Raw genomic sequence first — 24,119 nt, forward strand, 5'->3', positions numbered from 1 at the left:
AGTTACTTACCGCTTATATTACTTATCACTTATATCACTTATAAATAGACTCCAAATCTCCACGATTCTTTGCCTCTTCTAGCAAATGACGGAACACAAAGTCGCCATGAACACCATCGTGCTCAAACTCGTTTGTTGTCCAATAATGGGAGTTTGCAATACGCGAAAGCGTATCTAACTGAAGACCAGAATCAACGTACATGTCGTCGAAGTAAACCGCTGCTTGCAAAGGAACTTCGTTATTAGCAAGTTGATCTAAATCGTAAATCTTGCCAAACTGCTTGTCGCTCATTAAGCAGTCAACTGCTGGCAAGAATGGTTGCAAAGCTTTTTCTTGATCAAACATCCAAGGAAACATAGCTTCGCCCGTAAAAAGAAGAGGGCGCGCGCTACCAGAAAACTCTGGCATTGTTTCCCTAACCTGCTGAGCTGCCCACAAAATCGGGTGCTCTAATTCACCATCAGCATAAATAAATTCTTGAAGCGGCCAATATAGCGGACTAGAAGACGTTGCGTCCATAACACCATAAAGAAACTCGTCGCTTAAATAGCCGTCTGCTGTTCCACCGCCATGCTTAAATGCTTTAAGAGAGCCATCTCCATCCGAAAAAGCGGAGTCAATCAACCAATGAACTCTTTCAAAACTTGGCTTCATGCCAAAAGATGATCCAAGAGTCTGGAATCGCTCAACGGTTAACTTTTCGCCATTAGGTAAGAAAACATCTCCTTGAGAAATCCTATCTGCAATAGCAGCAGCGCGCGCAACATCCTGCGGATAGCGCTCATAGAATTGCTCAGTTTTACGAGCCATACGAGGAAAAGTATGCTCATAGACTTCACGCGCATTTGCAGGAACATGAGGAATGCCGCCCGTTGTAAAGCTTGCAATCAATCCTTGCGGGAAAAGTGACAAATACGTAAGCGTTAAGAATCCACCATAGCTTTGGCCCAAAGAAACCCACGGCTTTGCATTAAACTCAGTTAAGCGCAAATGCTCAAAATCGCGAATAATAGAATCTGCCAAGAATCGCTTTAAGTACCATGCTTGCCGCTCTACGCTCACTCCGTCGTCTGCCATGCGCTTAATCGTAGAAGCATCTACCCTAGAAGAGCGCCCAACACCACGCTGGTCTGGCAAGACTACGCGAAAATGTTTAATTGCTTCTTGAATCCAACCATCGCTAGATGGCGAAAGCGGACGAGGGCACTGACCGCCTGGGCCTCCTTGCAAAAACACTAGCAAAGGCAAATCATCATGCGCATGTTCTGGAGCGCAAATAACTCTGCAAAATAGGCGAATCGTCTCCCCTTTAATAGAATCGCCTGGAGTGTTTTGCTCCCAATCTAAAGGAACATCGATTGCGCGCTCTTCTACATACAATCCTGGTACGTAATACTTTGCTAGCAGTGCCATTGTAAACATTCCTTTCTGCACTCGCATGCAACGTTGCAATAACAAATCACATACAAAAATACACACTCTTATATAAATCATACTAAAGTTCGATTGTTCTATAAAGTGCCGTGTACTAGCCTAGTAGTTATGAAAATATCTCACACGTTTAACAAAGCCATACAACGCTTACGCACTGAGCTTACGCTAAACGATATATTGTGGGGCATTATTCCACTTATTCTTTTTACACTTTCAAGCAATCGGTATCCTATAAACAATGTTGACGGATTCTTGACGCAAAGTTCACTAATTACAACCTATCTTATAAATATTGTTGTTGCATCATTACTTTCAGTACGAAGAATATGGCCCGAACACACAGCTGTTATTTTTATTGTTGCATGCATTTTGCAAGTAATATTTGGCCCTACTCAACTTTTTGCTGATTTCTTTGGTTTTGTGCTGCTTGTTAATGCTATTGCTCGCGGAAATCCAGAACATTCAAAAGCTTTTGTTATTGCAGCTTACGTAACAACAGTATTATCTTGCGCAGCAATATCGTGGAATATTGTAATGGGGCCAATATATGGCATCAATCATTTAAAAGCTAGTTATTCTTGTAGCGTAAAAAATATAAATAGTAGTAACATTAAAAATTGCGTTTCAATTATACTTGATTTTGCAATTCCTACTATAATTTTTGCAATTATTATTACTACAATTACGGTTATTATTGGCTACTGGCAGCGCACTCACGTGCACACTATTCAACTTTTACAAGAGAACAATAACGCTATTCGAGCGTACCGAAAAAAAGCTCAGCATATTGCCATTACTGCAGAGCGCGCTAGAATCGCTAGGGATATGCACGATATTGTTGCTCACACGCTTTCTATTATTATTGTTCAAGCAGACGGTGGTCGCTATGCAGCAACACAAGATATTTCTCTTGCTAAAAAAACAATGCATATTATTAAAAACGAATCAGAGCGCGCCGTTCACGACATGCGTCGACTGCTAGAAGCTTTAACAGACGCTCCATCCGCTCAATTGGATTTCAATCACATACCTTCGCTTATTGAGCAAGCAAAAATTGCATCTCCTAAAAATATTTTTTGGCACACTGTTGATGGCATAAATTCTTCTAATAAACTCAACAAAGATGCACAAACCGTTGCATACCGCGTTGTTCAGGAATCACTTACTAATATTCGAAAGCATGCAGGAAATGGCATCAAAATAAACATTCACGAACAGTGGAACAAACAAGGATTAACACTAAAAATCACAAACGAAGTACACAAGCTTGAAGCTAATCAAGAGCAAAATAGCGGTGTGCCACATAAAAACGGTTATGGCTTAATTGGTATGAAAGAGCGACTTGAAAATCTTCATGGAACACTTGATTATGGAATACAAAACGATGGAACATTTAGTATTGCTGCTTTTATTCCATACTCTTACAGCACAGACCAATCAAACACTACTGCTTTTGCATTAAATAGTATTACTAACGCTACTTATAAGAACATAAAAGTTAGTAATCCATTATCAACGCAAGAAAAACCAGAAAATACAAGCGATAAAACCTCATCAAAAGTTTTGCCAGCAGCAAATAATTCACAAAATAGGATTGAGAAAGTATCACAATGGTTTGAACAACATTGGCTTATTGGAGACATTATTTATGCATCACCTTGGGTTGTTATGATGCTTTTTATACCAACTTACGATTTTATTGTTGGAACTGGAATGACTTCGCAATATTCAAGCTCGCTTTCATTACAAATACTTTATAGAATACTTACGCTTACTACTATGATTCCATTTATGTTTCGTAGAAAAGCTCCTACTACGTGCGCAATTGTTGCAGCAGCATTTTCTGCAATACAGCTAATATTCTTACCTAATATTTTGTTTGCTAATTTCTTTATACCAACCATTGTTTATTCGGCTGTGCTCTATGGCAAAAAGCACGCATGGCAATGGGTTAGCGCAGTAGTGCTCGCCGAATCTGCTATTTTTGCTGTAAAAATTGGTGTTGCATCAAAAAATATTCCACAAAATGAAACTCCAATACGATTTTTTGCATCTAATGCGTACACAACCAATTTTTATGACATTATGCAAATGGCGGCCGTAGGATTAGTTTTTGGTTTTATAGTTGCGTTAATTTGTTTTACTGCTATTACATTTGCTTATTACCGCAGAAACGATGATAATAATTTGCTGATTCTAAAAGCGCGCAGAACAGAATTAGAACAAGAACAAAAACAGCTAGAAGTACTTGCAGCGAACGCCGAGCGGCAACGACTTAGCTCAAATATTCAGCAAAAAGTTGCTGTTACATTGCATAAAGTAATTGATGCCGCAAATAGTGGAATCGATATGCTAAATGAATACGAAAAATCAAATAGCAATGCAGAAAAGCTAAAGTCATCACAACAAGAGCAATCACAGGAACAAGAACAAATTGAAGCAATTAGTAAAGCTTTTAAAAACATTGGAGATGAAGGTCGCTCAGCACTTAGGTACATGCGAAAACTACTTGGAATTTTGCGAGAAACAGGCTCAAGTGTTAATTCATCAAATATTGGTGCAAATGTTTCTGAGATTGCGGTTCGCCCCGCTCCTTCGCTTGATGAGCAAATTCAACACAACACATTAAATAAGCAACAGTAAGTTGATACTATGGAAAATATGGAAAACAATGGAGTAATTCGCGTAGCAATAGCAGACGATCAGGAGCTTGTGCGCGCAGGATTTGCTATGGTAATCAACTCGCAAAAAGATATGCAAGTTGTTGCGCAAGCAGCGAATGGAAATGAAATTGTAGAAGTTGCGTCAAAGGAAAATCCAGACGTTATTTTGATGGACGTGCGCATGCCTAACATGGACGGTTTGGAAGCTACGCGCGAAATCTTGCAAGAAGATGCTAATAGCAATACGCACATTATTATTTTAACTACTTTTGATTTAGACGAATATGTTATGTCTGCGATTCATACGGGCGCATCGGGATTCTTGCTTAAAGATACAGAGCCAGAAACATTGCTTAATTCAATACGGACTGTGTATCAAGGAAACGCAATTATTGCTCCAACTGCTACAAAGCGCTTAATTGAGTCAATGATCTCTAAGCCTAACGATGAAGAAAAATCAAAAGAAGAGATTGCGACTAAAAACGAGCAAAGCGCAAACACGTACGATTCTTGCTTAAATGATTTAACAGATCGCGAGCGCGAAGTTCTTGTAGAGATTGCTCATGGACTATCTAATCAAGAGATTGCTAATAAATTGTTTATTAGCTTGCCAACAGTTAAAACGCATGTTGCGCATATTTTGGGAAAAATCAATGCAAGAGACAGAGTTCAGGCTGTTGTGTTTGCTTACGAGAACAGTCTTGTTTAATCATTTTTATAAAAATAAAAAACAATGCGAATGTTCTTATAAACAATAAATCTTTTCTATAAAAATAATGCGGTTGCAAATTAATCAATTCTTAATTGAATGATTAAAATTGCAACCGCATTTTGTTTTGCGTTTCTAGCGATTAGTCCTCCGCGAGCGCAACTACTGGCGAAGACTTTACTGCTCTACGAGCTGGAAGCACGCTGGAAAGAAGCGCTGCAAGTAAAGCGATTAGAGCAAGAACCGCGTAAATAGTCCAATCAATTACAAACGGAACTTTGCCAATTGCGCTAAACACCATGTAGGATCCAATCCATCCAAACGCTGTTCCAACAATCAAGCCAGAAACAGTGCTTGTTAGGGAAATCAACGTTGCTTCCAACGCAAGAGATCTTCTAACCTGCCCTCTTGTCATGCCTATTGCGCGCAAAGTTGCAGATTCTTTGGTTCTCTCAATAACAGACAAGCTTAATGTGTTTGCAACGCCTATTAAAGCAATCACAACAGCTACTGCTATTAAGCCAACAAGCAACATCATCATTATGTCGATAGCACTCTCCCACTGCGCTCGTTGGAACACGCTTCCACCAGCCATAACCTCCGCATAGCTAGATGTAATATTCCTAATATTTTTAACAATATCTACAAGATTAGCTTTGCTAGAGTCTACCGAAATGAGCAAAATATGCGTTGTAGGCTTAAGGTAGTTATTGAAGTAAGATTTGCTAACAAAAGCAGTATTCCTTGAATATATATTAACATTTCTATACTTCTTAAACTGAACTTGCTTTACAGTAATGCTCTTATCGTTATTACTCGAGTCTGTATTCATTCCAGTAAATGGCGTAATACTATCTACACTATCTTCACTAGAACTGTACTTTTCTACATAAGCTTGCAAATCAAGGTTTCCTTTTTTAAGCTCAAAAGGCTCTCCACCTTCATTATTAAACTTAGGCAAAAGCACAGAATCCCTGTTTATATTAACGCCATCAAGATTTGTATGCATTACATTTCTAAGTTGATCTGTATTATCAACTCCAGCTGCCATAGCGTACTCAGTTTTACCCTTAGCATTCTTAAAAGTCATAGGAACTGCAGGAAGCAACTCAGTATGCTTTATTCCACTAATCTTTGAAATATCGGCAGCTAAAGATTCATCAACATTCTTGCCTTGAATAATAATGTCAACACTGTAATGATCATCAACAACACCTTTAAGAGTTGCTTTACCGCACATTGCGCCCGTTACTACTGTAGAAACAAGCGTTACGCCAATAAGCAAAGCTGTTCCAGTTGCCGCAACTCTTCTAGGATTTCTTTGCACGTTTGCATTAGCAACTTTAGACGCGGGCCCACAAAGTGCCATAATTGCTCCAGTTGCCTTCATAGCAAACGGCATCCAGAATGTTGCTGTCATAACAATACCAATAAAAACAAGCGCACAACCAAACATTGCTCCAAGCAAAGTCATCCAAGAGTCAGAACCTGCATTAGGCGACTTCCCCGCAATCATGCTTGCTAAAGAAGTAGCACTTAAAGCCGTAGCTAAAATACCTACAACAATAAACAGAACGCCAAAAACAGCGCGAATAATGCTTGAACGCTTATCTTTAATCAAATCCATTGGTCGCAGCGCTTCCATAGGCGTTACTTTTGTAGCAGATCGCGCAGCACTCATAGACGCAAGAACTGTTACAATCGTGCCAATTGCTATTGGCCACACAACCGCTGGAAGCGAAACAATCAAAGGGATCTTAGATAATGGTCCAGAATTAATATTCACGTTACTAATTGCGCCCATAAATCCTATTGCGCAAAGCACGCCAACAGCCGCAGAAATAACTCCAAGTATTGCAGCTTCAAGCAAAACTGCTGCATAAAGCTGGTGCGATTGTGCACCGATTACGCGCAAAAGTGCAAGAGTGCGTCTGCGTTGAGCAACCAAAACTTGGAATGTGTTTGCTATAACAAGCGAAGAAATAAGCAACGCTAGAATACCAAAGGATAGCAAGAACATGGTTACAAAATTAGTGCCGTTAGACACATTTCGAACAGCTCTTACGCCAACTTCGTGCCTAGACATAAGAGAGAATCTCGAAGGAAGCAAAGAGTTAATCTTAGGAGATAAATCGTTTATTTTAGATTCATCAATACTCATGTACACTTTGCTTTGCACAACTTCATTGTCAAAATTCTTAAGATTGTTGAGTTTTGCACAAAAATCATTCGTTACGCCACCAAGATACGTGCCGCGATTTGAAAATGGTATTTGAGAATGCTCTCCATCGTCTACAAGACCAACCACACGAACATCGTACGATTTTTCTTTATCTCCGCCAGTGTCATCTACTTTAACCAAAGTTATAGTATCGCCAATGTTTGCATGTATTGATTTAGCAATACTTTTAATAAGAGTGATTTCGCCTATTTTTTGCGGATCTCTACCTTCTGTTGATTTATACACAGGAAGATTTCCATACAAACCATTAGACCAAGCGATACTCGTAACTGATTTATCACCTTTTTCTACTCTTACAAGCGCAGTCGCATCGTCACTACGAATACCGTTAACACCAGGCATCTTCGATATTTCGTCTAAATGAAGGTCTTTATAATGAATTTCACTACTCGGAGAACTGTTAGGATTCCTAAATGAGATTGCATAATTTGCGCTACCGAATTCATTTGTTGCGTTACGAACCATCAAGTCATCAACGCTGTTTGCAAAAAGCAAAGTAGCGCTCATAAACATGCTGCCTATAAGAATTGCAATTCCAGAGGCGATTAGCATGCGCACGCTTTTACGCATAAGTTTTAGTGCGATTTTCCACATTCTAACTTCACCACCTTTTATTGCAATTGAGCAGGCTGATTATTAACGCCAGCCTCGCTGCGTTCCATAAGCATCTTGCTCATTCCTTCTGCAGTAGGATTTTGAACGTCTTCAACGATTTGACCATCTGCAAACACGATTGCTCGATCCGCGTAAGAGGCTGCAACAGCATCATGAGTAACCATAATCACAGTTTGACCAAGCTCCGTTACAGACTTCTTCAAGAAATGCAAAACTTCCAAGCTAGAAGCAGAATCGAGATTGCCAGTAGGCTCGTCTGCAAAAACTACGGAAGGCTTAGAGATTAAAGCTCGAGCAATTGCAACACGTTGACGCTGACCGCCTGAAAGCTCAGCAGGTCTGTGATGTAATCGATTTTGCAATCCAAGAGTTAAAACCAAAGTATTAAACCATTGCTTATCTGGCTTTTTGCCCGCCAAAGTAAGAGGCATGAGAATATTTTGCTCAGCGCTAAACATTGGAAGAAGATTAAAACTTTGGAAAATAAATCCGACCATTTCGCGTCGCATAAGCGTAAGCTGCTTATCGCTCATGCCTGTAATATCTAGACCATCAACCAAAACCTTTCCAGAATTAACGCTGTCAAGACCAGCCAAGGAATGCATTAAAGTTGACTTACCTGAGCCAGAAGGACCCATAATCGCCGTAAACTTGCCGCGTTCAAAACTTACGCTTACATCTCGCAAAGCGTGAACAATGCCTGCACCCTTGCCAAAATCTTTAACAACATGCAAAGCTGCAACCGCAGTCTCGCCAATCAAACCTTCTTGAGCGGAATAATTCATTTGCGTAAAACGCGTATCTTGACTATTTTCAACACTCATTTTGCACCTCGCTTACTTTTTGAGTTCCTTACAAGTATTGGAATTACCTTACAATTACAATTTACGGGATTAAAAACGAATTCTCTATAGTGCGTAAGGCTGATATTTTCATTGAAATAGTAGGGATTTGCTATTAAATTTTGATATAAAAATGCTCTTATATAAAATCTTCATACTTTAGTATGAGAAGCTTGCATAAGATTGTTAATGTTACAAGCTCAAATTTGCATTTCACGCGATTAGTCAAATACAAAATAAGTCAATTTTTAATGCAAAATAAGTCAATTTGCCAACTACAACACTATAAATTAAAGAATTTTTCTTAACATGATTAATATTTTTCCTTCAAAATAAGCACCACAAATCATGTGCTCGAATTTTTATAAATGTGCTTATTTATATCTAAAATAAATAAAAATGCATAAAATTAGTTAGTTTATGTTCATTTTAATTGTTTATTTGTTAATTTTAGTAACAAAATACTTATTTAACACACTCGCCAAATGTCATGCAATATTGTAAAATATTAATCGACTACCAAAATTTGGCATGAGCCAACAAGAAACTCAAAGGAGATTTTCGCATGGTCTATAGAATGATTTTCAATCAGACTGCTTACTTCGGTCGCGGAGCAATCAAAGAGATTCCAAACGTTGCTAAAGCGCACGGCTTCAAAAAAGCATTTGTTGTAACAGATCCCGTTCTTGTAAAAACTGGAACCGTTAAGAAAGTTACTGATGTATTAGAATCCGCTGGTCTTCCATACGAAGTATTCGACAACGTAAAGCCAAATCCACCTGTTGAATGCATACAAGACGGTGTAGAAAAGTTCAAGGCATCTGGCGCAGACTTCCTTATTGGTCTCGGCGGCGGCTCTCCTCAAGATACTTGCAAAGGCATTGGAATTATTGTAGCTAACCCAGAGTTTAGCGATGTTCTTTCTCTAGAAGGCGTTGCAGATACAAAGAATCCTTCTGTACCAATCTTTGGCGTGCCAACAACAGCAGGAACCGCGTCCGAAACAACAATCAACTATGTTGTTACCGATACCGCAAAGCTTCGCAAGTTCGTTGCAGTAGACCCTCACGATATTCCAATCGTTGCATTCGTAGACCCAGACTTAACAGATTCCATGCCACGCTCGCTTAAAGTTGCAACTGGCTTGGACGCACTCACCCACGCAATCGAAGGTTTCATTACTCCAGGTGCATGGAGCCTTTCGGATTGCCTGTCTTTGCAAACAATTCGCATGATTGCACAGAACCTTGCAAAGAGCGCAGACGGAGATGTTCCAGCAGGCGAACAAATGGCTTACGCAAGCTATATAACTGGCATGGCATACTCCAACGTTGGTTTGGGCTTGGTTCACGGCATGGCTCACCCACTCGGTGGTCGCCTTGGCGTTGCTCATGGCGTTGCAAACGGAATTTTGCTCGCTCCTGTTATGGAATATAACAAGGATTACACTGGCGAAAAGTATCGCGATATTGCTGCAGCATTCGACGTTCCAAACGCATACACCGACGACCTCGAAACCGTGCGTAATGCTGCTGTAAAAGCGGTTCACGACTTAACGGTTAAGCTTGGAAATCCTACTAAGATTAGCGAGGTTGGAGCTAGTGAGGCAGATATTGAAGGCTTAAGCCACGACGCTTTGGCAGATGTTTGCACTCCAGGAAACCCACGCAAGGCCACTTTGGAAGATATTCGCAAGATTTACACAAGCTTGATGTAGTCTCTTTGCGTAGTCTTCTAAAAATAAGCAAACAATAAATAAATACGCAATATTTAGAACAAACAATTTGTGGACGCAATTTATCTTGATTTATCTTGATTTAAGTTGCGTCCACATTTTGTATGCAATAAGTCATAAAGCCTATATCTACAAGTTTTCTATTAATCAATAACAGGCTGAGTGCTGTCTCGAATAACAACATGAGCAGGAAGAACTAGTTGACTTTCAATCTCCTTGCCTTCTCGAATTGCAAGAATCATACTAACAGCATTTTTTGCCATAATATCAAAAGGCTGATTAACGGTTGTTAAAGAAGGCATCAAATATTGCGCAGGATAAACGTCATCAAAGCCTGCAACCGAAAGCTCTGTTCCTAACTTAATTCCGCGCTCGCGAGCTGCACGATACACATTTACAGCAGTAATATCGTTGCAAGCAAAAATCGCAGTTGGACGCTTACCTTTAGGCAAATCCAAAAGACTACAAGCCATTTTGTATCCAAGCTCTGGAAGATAATCGCCCTCTTTTACTAAGTCTTTATCAACACTCAAACCAGCTTGTTCCATAGCAGCACTGTATCCAGCAAAACGAGCAACACCAGATTGAACGTTTAACGGACCTGTAATAACGCCAATTCGCTTATGACCCAAGCCAATCAAATGCCGAGTAAGCTCGTAGGAACCTGTCCAATTATCAATAGAAATCGTGTGATCATTGCCGTTGCCAACAGAAACTGGGTCAATAATCACAAGCGGAATATTGCGCATACGCAAAAATTCTTTATCTTTTTCTTCTAAATCAGACATTTGCGATATAACGCCCAAAGGGTTTCTATCTACGATTCCGCGCAAGCATTCCTCGCGCTTTTTGCCATTATTAGTCTGAGCAACCGTAAGCGCTAATCCTTCTTTTTGCGCCCAGCGAGACGCGTAAGTAATCATCTCAATCGTGCCATTATTTGCAACGTAATCTACAAGTAGCTCAACTGTTGGAGAAATTTTAGTGCTAACAAGAGAATAATCGCGCCCACTTTTAGCTAGAACTTTTTCTACGCGCCTTCTAGTTTCTTCCGATACTCCCGACCTTCCATTTATAACCTTCGATATTGTAGACGGAGAAACACCAGCTTCTTTAGCAAGCTCTACAATTCTAGGCCTCGACGATTCAGATTCTTCTAAACCACTTTGTTTGCTATTTATGGTCATTTTCTCCCTTTCTAGCTTCTACGCGTTTTTGCTTAACGCATTTTCCATCTAAATCATTTTCTATCTAAATCACTAATCTTAAAGAAAAATTCGCATACATACTTAAGATTATCTGCAATAATACAAGCTGCCAGAAAAACTGAAAAATAGAATTATTGCTTGATTTATCAAGGTTATTACAGGTTCCATAATACACTATTTCGCATTTAACGCGCAAAAATCGCGAAAATTTCTTACGACACGCCGAATAATAAAATTATTTGCCATTAGTCGCAAACAAAGCGCGGACTAAATGCGCGATTTTCCTTACTAAAAAGCTCAATTTTTCAATATTCAAAGAATCAAAAATATGACATTTATCACATTGTGTCATCGTCGAAATATTCGCAAAAATCGCTTTACGAAAATTTCTACTCATACTACAACATTTTTCCATTATTTTGATATAAAATTACAAATGTAGGTCACAACGATCTTAAAGCAAAGGAGCACAAATCGTTATGAGTACAATTACATCAGTAAAAACCTATGATTTTAGATTCCCTACGTCGCAAACGCTTTCTGGATCCGACGCAATGAACAAAGATCCAGATTATTCATCCGCATACGTAGAAATCAAAACAAGCCTAGAAGATGGCATCAAAGGCGTTGGATTTGTATTTACGATTGGCCGCGGCAACGATGTTGTTTGTGCAGCAATCGACTCCATGTCTCAAGTGCTTATTGGCAGAAATGTAGAAGAATTACTAGACAACATGCGTCTTGCATGGGATCTTTTTGTTCACGACTCACAACTTCGCTGGCTAGGCCCAGAAAAAGGCGTAGAGCATATGGCAATTGGCGCGATTTTGAGCGCATTGTGGGATATTAAAGCAAAGAGAGCTGGAAAGCCATTGTGGCGCTTGCTTGCCGAGATGGATCCAAAGGAATTGGTCTCCACGCTCGACTTCCGCTATATGACAGACGCCTTAAGACCAGAAGAAGCAATCGAATTCTTGCAAGATGGTCAAAAAGGCAAGGAAGAGCGCATTGCTGATTTGCTTGTAAACGGATACCCAGGCTACTCCACTGCTGCAGGCTGGCTCGGTTACAGCGACGAGAAAATGGTTGCAATTGCTAAGGAAGAATCGCAAGTTAAAGGCTTTAAGCAAATTAAGCTTAAGGTTGGTCAAAATGTAGATGACGATTTGAGAAGACTCGCACTTGCTCGCGAAGCAATTGGCCCAGACGTTCGTCTTGCAGTAGACGCAAACCAAGTGTGGGATGTTCCAACAGCAATCACTTGGATTAATCGCTTCCACGACTTCGACTTAGCTTGGGTAGAAGAGCCAACAAGCCCAGACGACGTTATTGGCCACGCAACAATCGCTCGCGCAATCAACCCAATACCAGTTGCAACTGGCGAACAAATGCAAAGCAGAATCATGTTTAAGCAATACTTGCAAGCAAATGCATTTGGAATCATGCAAATCGACGCAACTCGAGTTGCAGGTCCACAAGAAGTTGTTCTCGAATACTTGCTTGCTCGTAAGTTTAACAAGCCAGTTTGCCCACACGCAGGTGGCGTTGGATTGTGCGAAGCCGTGTGCCACTTTGCAATGTTTGATTACGTTGCAGTTTCTGGCACAAAGGAAAGCCGCATGATTGAATACGTAGACAATCAACACGAGCACTTTGTGCATCCAACACAAATAAAGAATGGTAATTATGTTGCACCAACTGCCCCAGGTAATGGCACTGAAATGACGCTGGAAACGGCTGAAAAGTATCTTTATCGCGGATAGTTATGCAATTGTGGCTAGCAGTTTACATTAAGCTGTTTATTTTAAATTGCTAGCCACTTTAATCAAGCAATTATTTGATTAAGCAATTATTAATTAAACAATCAAGATTCATAATTTAAGATTCAAAAAGCAAACCACATCATTTAACAAAGGAGTTCATTATGGATTTGCATTTGGAAGGCAAAGTTTTCATCGTAACAGGTGGATTCAAGGGCATTGGTAAGGGCATTACGCTTCAGCTTGCACAAGAGGGCGCAATTCCAGTAGTTATTAACCGCGCAGACCCTGCAGAAGAGACATTCCGCAAGGATATTGAGCAATATACAAAGAACTACGATGTTTATCTTCTCGACTTAAACGACACGGACGAAATCGCTCCAATTATTGAAGAAACCTACAAGAAGTATGGTCATATTGACGGCATTGTAAATAACGCTGGTGTTAACGACAACAAGGATTTGGAATCCACTTCTTGGCGCGACTTCGAGAAGTCGATTCACGGAAACCTTACCCACTACTACGAGACTGTTCACGCTGCTGTAAAGTACTTGAAGGAAAGCCACGGCGCTGTTGTGAATATTTCTTCTAAGACTGCTCTAACAGGCCAGGGCAAGACCAGTGCCTACGCTGCTGCAAAGGGTGGAATCTTAGGCTTGACTCGCGAATGGGCTGCAGCACTTATTCATGACCGCGTGCGCGTAAACGCGATTGTTGTCTCCGAATGCTGGACCCCACTGTATGCCGATTGGATTAAGACCTTTGGCGACGAAGCAGCTCAGCAGGCTCGTTTGAAGGTTATTACCGACAAGATTCCTCTGGAGAACCGCATGACTACCACGGAAGAGATTGGAAACGAAGCTGCATTCCTGCTTTCTGATCGCTCTTCGCACACCACTGGTCAGTGGGTATTCGTTGATGGCGGCTACGTGCATCTTGATCGCGCTTTGTCTTAAATCACAAATGCAAATTTAAGATTAATGCAATTTAACTAGTCGATGGTGCGCAATGCAAAATGTGTGCTTGCGCACCATTGCACAAAATCATTTAAGAACTTAAAATCTTAAACTCTTTGAATTATTCTCACACGGGAGTGACGATGACTACAAAAGAAAACGACAACGTGGTTGTTAACAATAACAAAAGTAGCTCAAAAACTATAATTGCCATTGTATTGGTAACATCTTTGTTCTTCGTATGGGGTTTGACCATGAATTTGGTCAATGCTCTTAATTCCCCATTTGGACATTACTTAAATCTAAACAACACAGAAGCAGCGCTGCTTCAGGTTGCATACTTTGGCGCATACTTTGTAATGGCTATTCCTGCAGGTTTAATCGCAAAGCGCTTTGGGTACAAGGGCGGCGTAATTAGCGGTCTTGCACTCTTTGCAATCGGCGCATTTGCTGTAATTCCTGCAACCGCTACAGCAAGCTATGTTATGTTCCTTATAGCAATGTTTATTATTGCTCTTGGTGCTGCAACTTTGGAAACAAACTGCAACCCATACATTACAAAGCTTGGCGACGAAAAGGGCGAATCCTTTAGAATCAACATGGCACAAAGCTTTAACGGCGTTGGCAGCATTGTTGGCCCGCTTATTCTTGGCAACATTATTGGTAAAACCGTTAAGCAAGGCGAACCAGGATTTGAATTTGCTAAGTCGAAGTTCCTTAGCGATACTCGCATGATTTACATTGTTATTGGCATTGTTCTTATTGCGGTTATTGCAATCTTCTTCTGCTTTAAGCTTCCTACACCTCCAGGAGATGTTGAGGCAGATCAAGAAAATAAGGGCGATTCTTCATTCTTGCATCTTGTTAAGAAGCCATACTTTACACTTGGCGTTATTGCAGAATTTGTATTTGTAGGCCTTCAGGTTGTTGGAATGGCAATGTTCTCATCGTTTGCTCTTAAGCATTGGGGTGCTGGAGTAACAACTGGTATTGCGGCGTCTATGCTTGCAATCGTTTCCTTAATGTTTACTCTTGGTCGCTTTATTACAACGCCTCTTATGACAAAGTTTGATAGCGATAAGATTCTTGGAATCTACATGGTTTTGAGCGCAGTGCTTATGTTTGTAGCATTCCTTGGACTCGGCAAGATTTCTGTAGTGGCCTACATTATCTCCTACCTGTTTGTGTCTATTGGATTCCCAACCGTGTTCTCACTTACCTTAAAGGGAATTCATGGCTCTGCTGCAAAGACTGGCTCTTCCGCTTTGATTATGAGCGTTGTTGGCGCAGCTATAATCCCACTATTCCTTGGATTTGTACAAGATTTTGCTGGCATTGAGGTTGCAGTGTTGCTCACCGTTCCAGGATTCTTGTATGTAGCTTGGTACGCATTGTGGGGTTCCAAGATTGGTCTTGTAGAAGCTAAGTGATTTGCAAAGAACTACAAAGTCTTTATTTGAAAGTCTTTAGAAAGACTTTAGAAAGGAAAGTTTATTATGTCTCAACTTCGTATTTTAGATTCCCATTTTCATATTTGGGATCCAACAAAGCAAGTCTTGCCTTGGCTTGATGGCTTAGACAAGTTAAACCACACCTTTACGTTAGAGCAGCTTGAAAAAGAGTATGCAGACTTGGGTGTTGACTTCCTCGGCGGCGTATATGTTGAGGTTGATGCTGCAGACCACGAGCTAGAAGATAGGCTTATTGGAGAAAATCCTAATCCTAAGATTCTTGCTAAAATGCTTAGAGTTACGTTGGATCCATTTATGCGCGTTCCAATTCACGCAACTGGTATTCGCGAGCCTCTTCACATTCCAAGCGAGCCACGCGGACGCTGCCTAGAGCCTTCGTTTATTGGTGGCCTTAAGGCAATGGCAAAGAAGGGCATGCCTTTTGAGCTTTGCAATCGTGGCGAAGAACTTGGCGGTATGGCTAAAGCCTTTGAGCAAGTTCCAGAAGTGACTGTTGTTCTAAACCATTTGGGCAATGTTCCAGGATTAGACGAGGATTCCTGCGCTGCTTTGCGTGCGTTTGCAAAGCTTCCACACAGCTATATTAAGATTTCTGGAGATAATCCAGTAAATCCAGATATTGTTAAGTTTGTAAAAGACACATTTAGCCCTGATCGCCTACTCTTTAGCTCTAATTGGCCAGTTGTTAAGTTGAATTCTTCACTTAAGCAGCATCTTGACTTAATGGTGGAGCTTTTCGGCGACGACGAAGATTTCTTTATGAATAACGCAAAGAAGGCGTATGGTATTAAACTGTAATTAATTAAATTATTTGAATAGTCGATTTTAATAGTCGATTTTAGTAATCATTGCTTATGGGGTGTAAGATTTTGCCAGTTAAAGTCTTATGCCCCATAATTCAATACACAAAATAATTAAATAAAAGGACGAATTTTATGACTACTTCTAATAGCGCAAAGCTTGACTTGCATGCTTTTAAGGGCGTTTTTTGTCCATCAATAACTGTAAGCAAAGATGACGGAAGCATTGACTACGACTTATGGGCAAAGCACTTAGACCATCTGATTGATTCTGGGATTAATGGCATATTGATTTTTGGCAGCATTGGCGAGTTCTACGCATACCCGCTTAGCGTAAAAAAGGAAGCTGCTAAGTTTGCTATTGAGCACGTTAATCACAGAGTTCCAGTTCTTATAGGCGTTGGAAACACTAATCTTAACGAAGTACTTGACTTTACTAAGTTTGCGCAAAGTTGCGGAGCAGACGCTGTTGTAGCTGTATCTCCATACTACTTTGGACCAACCGCACAAACCGCAGAACACTACTTTGGCGCAATTGCGAACGCAACTAGCTTGCCTGTTATTCTATACAACTTCCCTGCTCGAACTGGCAGCGATTTAACACCAAGCTTAGTTGCAAGTCTTGCTGAAAAATACCCGAATATTGTTGGCATTAAAGACACGGTAGATACTATAAGCCATACTCGCGCAATGATTGATGCGACTAGACGCGTAAACCCAGATTTTGTTGTTTTCTCTGGTTTTGACGAGTACTACACTCCTAACAGGATTGCTGGAGGAAATGGCGTGATTTGTGGACTTACTAATGTAGAGCCAGAAACTTTTGCAGCTTTGCATAAAGCGTATGAGGCTGGCGACTTTGCGCATCTTATTGAATGTGCTAAAAGAATCAGCCACTTGATGGCAGTTTACAATACTACCGACTTGTTTATTTCTGCGATTAAAGCTGCTGTAAATCTTAAGGGATTGCCGATTAGCACGCTTGTTCGCGAGCCTGCAAGTCAAGTTAATAGCGAGCAAGTCGAAGCAATTCGTGCGCTGCTTAAGTAACTAAGTCACTCGCAATAAATCAAGAATAAAAAGAATAAACCCGCACAACGTTAAGAAGTGCGGGTTTGTTTTGTGTTGACTTACGTTATTTTGCGTTGATTTACGCTACGTAAGTTGCATCGCGAATGCTACTTTGTGTAGTGCTCAAAATCTTCTGCAGTATTTACTTGAACGCGCTGCTTAATAATGGACAAAATCCACTCTTTAGCTTGTGCAACAGGAATACCGTTCAATTGGCTACCATCGCGGAAGCGGAAGCTCACAGCATTGTTGTTCACATCCTCTTCGCCAGCAATCAAAGTGAAAGGCACCTTAGACTTAGAAGCGTTACGAATCTTCTTGCCAAAGCGATCGTCGGAGCTATCCATTTCGCAACGAACCATATTCTCTTCCAAATCGCTAATAAACTTTTGCAAGTGTGGAGCAAACTCGTCTGCAACAGGAACGCCAGTCACTTGAACTGGAGCCAACCATGCTGGGAACGCGCCTGCATAATGCTCAAGCAAAATAGCGAAGAAACGCTCAATAGAGCCGAAGAGTGCGCGGTGAATCATTACAGGGCGCTGGTGACTACCGTCAGCTGCAATGTACTCCAACTTAAAGCGCTCAGGCAAGTTGAAGTCGAGCTGAATAGTAGAAACCTGCCAAGTGCGGCCGATTGCATCGCGAGCTTGCACAGAAATCTTAGGTCCGTAGAATGCAGCTCCACCTGGATCGTCCACGAGTTCCAAACCAGAATCTTTAGCAACTTCTGCCAAAGTGTTTGTTGCTTCTTCCCAAATCTCGTCGGAACCAACAAACTTGTGCTCATCCTTAGTGGAAAGCTCCAAGTAGAAGTCGTTCAAACCGAAGTCTTTAAGAAGACCAAGCACAAAGTTAAGCAAGCTCTTCAACTCATCGCGCATCTGCTCGCGAGTGCAGTAAATGTGCGAATCATCTTGAGTCAATCCGCGAACACGAGTCAAGCCATGCACAACGCCAGACTTTTCGTAGCGATACACGGTACCAAACTCAAACAATCGCAAAGGAAGTTCGCGGTACGAACGCTGGCGAGACTTAAAGATCAAATTATGCATTGGGCAATTCATTGGCTTCAAGTAGTAGTCAGCACCCTGACGAGTTACGTTACCGTTTTCGTCGCGCTCTTCGTCAAGCTTCATTGGAGGATACATGCCATCCTTGTACCACTGCAAGTGACCAGAAGTCTCGTACAAGCCGCCCTTAGTAATGTGAGGAGTTTGCACAAAGCTGTAGTGATGCTTTCTGTGCTGCTCACGCGAATAATCTTCCATTGCGTTAATGATTGCAGCACCCTTTGGATGGAACACTGCCAAGCCTGGACCAATCTCATCTGGGAAGGAGAACAAATCCATCTCTTGACCAAGCTTACGATGATCGCGCTTAGCAGCCTCTTCCATGCGAGTTGTGTAAGCCTTAAGCTCTTCCTTGCTAGGCCATGTAGTTCCGTAAATGCGCTGAAGCATAGGATTATGCTCCGAACCGCGCCAGTAAGCTGCAGCAACACGCTCAAGCTTAAAAGCCTTAATATAACGCGTATTTGGCAAATGAGGTCCACGGCACAAATCGCTCCAGACCTTGTTTCCTTCGCGATCCAAATTGTCGTACATGCTAAGCTCGTGCTTGCTGATTTCGCCAGCAGCCGCAGGATCAAGAGCCGCTTCCTTATCTCCAATCAACTCCAACTTATAAGGTTGATTTGCTTCTTCTTCGCGCGCTTCATCTTCTGTTACAACGCGGCGGCGGAAGCTTTGAGACTCTTTAATAATGCGCTGCATATGCTTTTCGATTTGCTTCAAATCGTCTGGCGTAAATGGAGTATCAACATCGAAATCATAGTAGAAGCCGTCTTTAATTACAGGACCTACGCCCAACTTTGCGTCTGGTCGAATTTCTTGAACAGCTTGAGCCATCACGTGTGTAGCGGAATGACGCATGATTGCGATGCCATCTTCACTATCAAGTGCTACTGATTCCACGGTATCGCCGTTATGAAGAGGCGTGTACAAATCACGCAACTCTCCATTTAAACGCACGGCAATAATATTCTTATCTTCCGCGAAAAGTTCAACGCCAGTGAAGCTTGCATCCACCTCCTTGCGTTCCTCGTCTACAGTGATGGAGATGGTATTTTCAGCCATAATTGTCCTTTTCTATCGGGGTCTTGCGTTACTAATGTGCAGACCTGGACTTGTGTGGCGTCGATAAACTTACGCGATTAAAACATAAATAAAACGCGCAAAAAACGACGTCAATCGCACGCATTTTTCACGCGCAATTCTCTGTTACTCTAGAACAACAGAGCGACTTTTTAACAATGATTTTTTGCAAAAACTAGAATAAATCTCATGTATTTTCAAAAAGATGCTTTCACTAAGCTTTACAACTAAATAGAAGCATCCAGCGCAAATCGCGATAGTTCCGCCAGCAGAAAGTCTTAAAATCACAGCTAAGGCAAGTCCTAAAAGCGCTATAAAAATAGAAGACAATACGCACGCAAACACAAACTTGTTAATCGAACGCATTCTACTCTTTAGTGCTGCTGCAGGAGCTGCGATTAAAGATACCGAAACAACAGTTCCAACAGCTGGAATAATTACCGAAACTGTAATGATTATTAGCGCAAGAACAATTCCTTGCATTAATCCGCTTCTGCCTCCTAAAGCTTTGTAATTAGTGGAGTCAAAAGAGCAATGAATCAAATTAGCACTATTAAAACTCCACAATCCTAGTGCAAGAGCGAATGCAATAATCGCAAAAATCACGTCTGCAGGAGTGCAATTAAGCAAAGATCCTGTTAAAAAACCCTCAATTCGCAATGGAAGCGGAGCAAACCACTTGTTCAAAAAGTAGCCGCTAGCAAAACCAACAGTAAGAGTTATTCCAGCAGAAGCTTGAGAAGATATACCCTTTAGTTTAGAAAGAACATGCATCATAAAAGACAAAACAATACAAGCCAAAGCAGCGCCGATAAAAAGACCAATAGACAAAACGTTCTGGTCAATCGTATAAACAGATGTGACTACAACTCCGATTACAGCTCCTGGAAAAGCAGCGTGAGTTATAGACTCGGTGAAGAAAATACGCTGATTAAGCAAAGCCAAAGATCCAACAAAACCGCATAATGCTCCAACAGCGATTGCCTCTACAATAGGAAGAGCGATAATTTGCCAAATACTTACCATTATTACTTTCCACCAGCCTCTATTGCGCTAGACTTTTTCTTTTTAGAAAACACTAGTGCGTATGTAACTCTGTATAAGAATCTTAAAATCAAAACGATTACAAACATTGCGCAAATACTTAGCGCCACTGCAGCTTGTGGAGAAACTGGGTGATCAAGCTCCAAGTTCATAGCGTACATGCCTAATAAAACGCCAGCAATACCAACAGCAACGCCAACAGCCACCATACGCCCAACAGTGCGCGCAACCAATCTTGCGCTAGCTCCAGGAATAACAAGGTATCCAATAACAAGAAGCACGCCAACAGCCGAAGATGCAGAAACTACAACAGACGCAATTGCAACGTTTAGCACAATATCTACAACTAAAGTATTAACACCCATTAAAGGAGCACTAGCGCGGTCAAACGCAACAACAATCTGCTTCTTCCAAGTTAGCGCAAGCAATGCGATTGCAAATAAACAAATAAGCATGGCTTGAGTCATTCTATCGTCTGTAACATCTAACAAGCGTCCAAACATAAGTGCTTCAAGCTGGCCAGACATATCTCCCTTTTTAAGAGATATTACGATTCCAAGCGCAAAAAATGTTGTTAAAACTGTTGCGATTATTGACTCATTGATTTTTTGAGACCTAGATGCCCACACAAGAGCTGCGACCAGAAAAATTGCACAAATCGAAGCTCCTGGAATGATTTGCCCAATTCCTCCATACAATGCTCCGACTACGATTCCAGGAAAAATCCCGTGAACCAAAGCCTCCGCATTAAACTCGGCGCATCTTAAGTTAACAAACACGCCAACTATTCCACTAGCAACCGCAAGAACAATAAGAAGGCAGAAAGGCCTAAAAATGTAGGGAGCGGACGCAATAAAGTCAAATCCTGGTATAGGCTCGAGGATTTTGCGCAAAGACTCAACCAATTCAGCTAGCATTGGATTCGTCTCCTAAAGCAGTGCCAGAAATGCTTGAATTAGTTGAAATACTTGAATCACTTGGCACATTTAACGAATCATTTAACGAAGCATCTTTGTTTGCTAATTGATTCAAAGTAAGACCCGCGCTTGCACCTGGCATACTTCCGCCATAAGCCAAAGATATGTTTTCTTTAGTCATGACTTTTCTAAGAGGCCCAAAAGCCACTTGACGACCAGCCAAAAGTAATGCTTTCTCGCAAATCGCGTCCGCAATTACAAGGTCGTGAGTAGAGACAATAAACGAAATCCCATCTTCTTTAGCGGACTTCATAATATTGAGCAACTCTTTTCGATTCGGCTCGTCTAATCCATTAAAAGGCTCGTCTAAAAGAATCAACGTAGGTCGCGCAACAATAGCGCGTGCAAGCAATATTCGCTGACGCTGGCCTCCAGAAAGATCGCCAAATCGCACATCTGCCCTATTTAGCAAACCAACATGATTAAGAGCGCTCTCAACAGCTTTTTTCTGGCTTTTTTTAAGCAAACCCAGGAATCCAGTTTGCCTGCTTAAGCCCATTGCTACAACTTGACGAGCGGTGATTGGAAAAGTCAAATCCAAATCAACTTGTTGAGGAACGTAGCCTATAGAAACCGTTTTTGGCATTGTTAAGCTTCCATGACTCACTCGCACAATACCAATAATCGCCTGCAAAAATGTTGTTTTTCCAGAACCATTAGGCCCAATCAAAGCTAAAGCCTCTCCAGCTTCTACACTTCCGTTAAGACCAGTTACAACAGTTTTATAACCGTACGCTAAGTCGCAATCTTTCATTGCGAGAACGCTCTTATTCACTATAAATTAGCCTTCTTTTAACTACTTTTGTAACTACTTCTTGTAACTACTTTTGTAGTGATTTATTATTTTCAGCTACTTATGTAGCTACCTATTAACTACTTTTTCAAAGCAGTTTTTACAGATTCTGGAAGGTCTGGAACTTTGCCATCCCAAGCCTTAACAAGAGTCTGAACATTGTGAGCAATGGAACCAATATAAGTCTCGCCAGCAGAGCCAACAGGGCCAAGAGAATCGCCGTAAAGCGCATCGTCGCCAATAATCGCCTTTACTCCTGCAGCAGCAGCAACGGCCTTAATTGACTTGGAATTGTTGGAGTTTTCGGCAAAAATTGCTACAGCACCAGACTTTTTAACAGCTTCCGCAGCTTCCTTAATATGGTCTGCGGTTGCGTCTTGCTGGCTGTTAAAGTCGGAAAGCGCTGCGCCAATAAACTTAACATTGTAGTCGCGCGAGAAGTATCCGAATGCGTCGTGCGAAGTAAAGAGTACGCGATGTTCCTGCGGCACACTGTTCAAAGCCTCCGTAGCCCAAGAGTCTAAATCAGTAAGCGACTTAACAAACTTTTCAACATGCTCGTCGAAGATTGACTTGCTTTCTGGAAGAGCCTTGCCAAGGAAGTTACCAATATTCTTGACTTGAATCATAGTGTTCTTAGTGCTGGTCCAAATATGTGGATCATACTGGAATTCTGGTTCCTTCTCGCCTTCTTCTGGTGGGAATGGCCACTTTTCGGCATGAACTTTTTCAACACCGCGGTCAATCTTGTAAGGAAGATTCTTTTCTTTAGCAGCTTGCGCTTTGGAATCCTTGATTTCGTCTGCGGTAAGAATGCCCGAAGTTACACCCATTGTGCCCTTAAAACCAGTAGCTTTTACAGCCTGATCTAAGAAGTGCTCAAGATCTACTCCAGAAACAAGCATTAAATCTGCTTTAGAAAGCGCTTTGGATTGCGCTGGCGTCATCTCGTGCTCGTGTGCAGATGCGTTTGGAGCAAGCAAGCATGTAAGGTTGATTGTTGACTTTGCTTTGTCTAAAGGCGCGCCAATCACAGACTTTTTGCCTTGAGAATCAGTCTTATTAAGGCTTAATCCAGATTTTGCATCTGCAGTGGATGCAATTTGAGTTACGTAATCGCAGATTTGCGTAGTTGTTGCAACCACGTTTACTTGATTGCCGTTAGTCTTTTGATCTGCTGTTTTAGCTGTAGACCCACATGCGCACAAGCCAACAGTTAGCAAAGCGGCGGTGGCTGCGGTGGCAAAAATTCGTGCAGTTTTCACTATTTTCCTTTCCGGAATTTATGAATTCACATTATTGAAATTCACATTATTCATTATTGCAATTTTTCTTGTGTTTTCCTTAAGCACTTTAACTTGTGCTATCTTTGTTTAATCTTGTAATTAGGAAAGATTATCGTTAGCAATAACGTTTTAAGCATAGAGAAAATAAAAAGCTTGGTCAATAAAATCACAAAAAATTATCGGAATTTTTTACAAAACAGCGTGTCGCAATTTTTTTGTTTGATATAATTGCGATTTTTCTTGCGACCTTTCTTGCGATTTGCCAATAAATGATGTATAGGAACGCAAAATTGTCACTACTATCAAGCAATAATCACACATAATCAACAATCGCACACAATCAACAATCGCATAT

General features: G+C 41.2%; 17 protein-coding genes. 8 read left to right on the forward strand and 9 right to left on the reverse strand.

The genetic code is table 11. The features are described from left to right. Positions 1–34: 34 nt before the first annotated feature. Positions 35–1,414: an alpha/beta fold hydrolase gene (locus NYP67_RS05970; protein ID WP_172540187.1), complete on the reverse strand. Its 1,380-nt coding sequence runs from the start codon at positions 1,412–1,414 to the stop codon at positions 35–37. Between the two features lie 129 nt (positions 1,415–1,543). On the opposite strand from NYP67_RS05970, the gene NYP67_RS05975 reads away from it, so the two are divergent. Further along, positions 1,544–4,078 carry a sensor histidine kinase gene (locus tag NYP67_RS05975; RefSeq protein ID WP_415694845.1) on the forward strand — a complete coding sequence of 845 codons (2,535 nt, stop codon included), beginning with the start codon at positions 1,544–1,546 and terminating at the stop codon, positions 4,076–4,078. Positions 4,079–4,087: 9 nt separating this feature from the next. Beyond that, the gene (locus tag NYP67_RS05980) at positions 4,088–4,807 is read left to right on the forward strand and encodes a response regulator (protein WP_415694844.1); all 720 of its coding nucleotides are present in this window, start codon (positions 4,088–4,090) and stop codon (positions 4,805–4,807) included. Positions 4,808–4,949: 142 nt separating this feature from the next. Here the strand turns inward: NYP67_RS05980 and NYP67_RS05985 are convergent, their stop codons facing one another. Together NYP67_RS05985 and NYP67_RS05990 are read right to left on the reverse strand one after the other, a co-directional pair. Continuing rightward, complete coding sequence (locus NYP67_RS05985) at positions 4,950–7,643, reverse strand: ABC transporter permease (RefSeq protein WP_415694843.1); 2,694 nt, start codon at positions 7,641–7,643, stop codon at positions 4,950–4,952. A gap of 17 nt (positions 7,644–7,660) precedes the next feature. Continuing rightward, positions 7,661–8,488 (reverse strand): ABC transporter ATP-binding protein, encoded by an 828-nt coding sequence (locus NYP67_RS05990; RefSeq protein WP_004130443.1) that lies wholly within the window; start codon positions 8,486–8,488, stop codon positions 7,661–7,663. 583 nt (positions 8,489–9,071) lie between these two features. Here NYP67_RS05990 and fucO point away from each other — a divergent pair. Beyond that, a complete protein-coding gene (fucO, locus tag NYP67_RS05995; protein ID WP_020758396.1) occupies positions 9,072–10,223 on the forward strand; it encodes a lactaldehyde reductase in 1,152 nt (383 codons plus the stop codon). A gap of 161 nt (positions 10,224–10,384) precedes the next feature. On the opposite strand, the gene NYP67_RS06000 is transcribed toward fucO, so the two are convergent. Further along, positions 10,385–11,428, reverse strand: coding sequence for a LacI family DNA-binding transcriptional regulator (locus NYP67_RS06000; RefSeq protein WP_004132836.1), 1,044 nt, complete (start codon positions 11,426–11,428; stop codon positions 10,385–10,387). 500 nt (positions 11,429–11,928) lie between these two features. Here NYP67_RS06000 and NYP67_RS06005 point away from each other — a divergent pair, with 500 nt between their 5' ends. From NYP67_RS06005 to NYP67_RS06025, 5 genes are all read left to right on the forward strand, one after another. Further along, complete coding sequence (locus NYP67_RS06005; protein WP_248901250.1) at positions 11,929–13,212, forward strand: enolase C-terminal domain-like protein; 1,284 nt, start codon at positions 11,929–11,931, stop codon at positions 13,210–13,212. Positions 13,213–13,373: 161 nt separating this feature from the next. Then, positions 13,374–14,165: an SDR family oxidoreductase gene (locus tag NYP67_RS06010; protein WP_016635378.1), complete on the forward strand. Its 792-nt coding sequence runs from the start codon at positions 13,374–13,376 to the stop codon at positions 14,163–14,165. Positions 14,166–14,308: 143 nt separating this feature from the next. Beyond that, entirely contained in the window at positions 14,309–15,595 is a 1,287-nt protein-coding gene (locus tag NYP67_RS06015) for an MFS transporter (RefSeq protein WP_473411283.1), read from the forward strand. 66 nt (positions 15,596–15,661) lie between these two features. Further along, positions 15,662–16,435, forward strand: a complete 774-nt coding sequence (locus NYP67_RS06020) for an amidohydrolase family protein (protein ID WP_473411284.1) — start codon at positions 15,662–15,664, stop codon at positions 16,433–16,435. Between the two features lie 137 nt (positions 16,436–16,572). After that, positions 16,573–17,487, forward strand: a complete 915-nt coding sequence (locus tag NYP67_RS06025; RefSeq protein ID WP_016635375.1) for a dihydrodipicolinate synthase family protein — start codon at positions 16,573–16,575, stop codon at positions 17,485–17,487. 128 nt (positions 17,488–17,615) lie between these two features. On the opposite strand, the gene thrS is transcribed toward NYP67_RS06025, so the two are convergent. The 5 genes from thrS to NYP67_RS06050 all read right to left on the reverse strand — a co-directional run bounded on the left by thrS (position 17,616) and on the right by NYP67_RS06050 (position 23,743). Beyond that, positions 17,616–19,646 carry a threonine--tRNA ligase gene (gene thrS, locus NYP67_RS06030; protein WP_473411285.1) on the reverse strand — a complete coding sequence of 677 codons (2,031 nt, stop codon included), beginning with the start codon at positions 19,644–19,646 and terminating at the stop codon, positions 17,616–17,618. A 144-nt stretch (positions 19,647–19,790) separates the two neighbouring features. Continuing rightward, the gene (locus NYP67_RS06035; protein WP_016635373.1) at positions 19,791–20,690 is read right to left on the reverse strand and encodes a metal ABC transporter permease; all 900 of its coding nucleotides are present in this window, start codon (positions 20,688–20,690) and stop codon (positions 19,791–19,793) included. Positions 20,691–20,692: 2 nt separating this feature from the next. Then, entirely contained in the window at positions 20,693–21,625 is a 933-nt protein-coding gene (locus NYP67_RS06040; protein WP_016635372.1) for a metal ABC transporter permease, read from the reverse strand. Then, entirely contained in the window at positions 21,615–22,439 is an 825-nt protein-coding gene (locus NYP67_RS06045; RefSeq protein WP_415694866.1) for a metal ABC transporter ATP-binding protein, read from the reverse strand. The genes NYP67_RS06040 and NYP67_RS06045 overlap by 11 nt, the downstream gene beginning before the upstream one ends. A 119-nt stretch (positions 22,440–22,558) precedes the next feature. Further along, a complete protein-coding gene (locus tag NYP67_RS06050) occupies positions 22,559–23,743 on the reverse strand; it encodes a metal ABC transporter solute-binding protein, Zn/Mn family (RefSeq protein WP_004131455.1) in 1,185 nt (394 codons plus the stop codon). Between the last annotated feature and the right edge of the window lie 376 nt (positions 23,744–24,119).

It is taken from the genome of Gardnerella sp. c23Ub_4, assembly GCF_055804115.1.

Bases quoted from the DNA above. Each gene is read 5' to 3' on its own strand.
- NYP67_RS05970 (WP_172540187.1), bottom strand. From the start codon at position 1,414: ATGGCACTGCTAGCAAAGTATTACGTACCAGGATTGTATGTAGAAGAG.
- NYP67_RS05975 (WP_415694845.1), top strand. From the start codon at position 1,544: ATGAAAATATCTCACACGTTTAACAAAGCCATACAACGCTTACGCACT.
- NYP67_RS05980 (WP_415694844.1), top strand. From the start codon at position 4,088: ATGGAAAATATGGAAAACAATGGAGTAATTCGCGTAGCAATAGCAGAC.
- NYP67_RS05985 (WP_415694843.1), bottom strand. From the start codon at position 7,643: ATGTGGAAAATCGCACTAAAACTTATGCGTAAAAGCGTGCGCATGCTA.
- NYP67_RS05990 (WP_004130443.1), bottom strand. From the start codon at position 8,488: ATGAGTGTTGAAAATAGTCAAGATACGCGTTTTACGCAAATGAATTAT.
- fucO (WP_020758396.1), top strand. From the start codon at position 9,072: ATGGTCTATAGAATGATTTTCAATCAGACTGCTTACTTCGGTCGCGGA.
- NYP67_RS06000 (WP_004132836.1), bottom strand. From the start codon at position 11,428: ATGACCATAAATAGCAAACAAAGTGGTTTAGAAGAATCTGAATCGTCG.
- NYP67_RS06005 (WP_248901250.1), top strand. From the start codon at position 11,929: ATGAGTACAATTACATCAGTAAAAACCTATGATTTTAGATTCCCTACG.
- NYP67_RS06010 (WP_016635378.1), top strand. From the start codon at position 13,374: ATGGATTTGCATTTGGAAGGCAAAGTTTTCATCGTAACAGGTGGATTC.
- NYP67_RS06015 (WP_473411283.1), top strand. From the start codon at position 14,309: ATGACTACAAAAGAAAACGACAACGTGGTTGTTAACAATAACAAAAGT.
- NYP67_RS06020 (WP_473411284.1), top strand. From the start codon at position 15,662: ATGTCTCAACTTCGTATTTTAGATTCCCATTTTCATATTTGGGATCCA.
- NYP67_RS06025 (WP_016635375.1), top strand. From the start codon at position 16,573: ATGACTACTTCTAATAGCGCAAAGCTTGACTTGCATGCTTTTAAGGGC.
- thrS (WP_473411285.1), bottom strand. From the start codon at position 19,646: ATGGCTGAAAATACCATCTCCATCACTGTAGACGAGGAACGCAAGGAG.
- NYP67_RS06035 (WP_016635373.1), bottom strand. From the start codon at position 20,690: ATGGTAAGTATTTGGCAAATTATCGCTCTTCCTATTGTAGAGGCAATC.
- NYP67_RS06040 (WP_016635372.1), bottom strand. From the start codon at position 21,625: ATGCTAGCTGAATTGGTTGAGTCTTTGCGCAAAATCCTCGAGCCTATA.
- NYP67_RS06045 (WP_415694866.1), bottom strand. From the start codon at position 22,439: ATGAAAGATTGCGACTTAGCGTACGGTTATAAAACTGTTGTAACTGGT.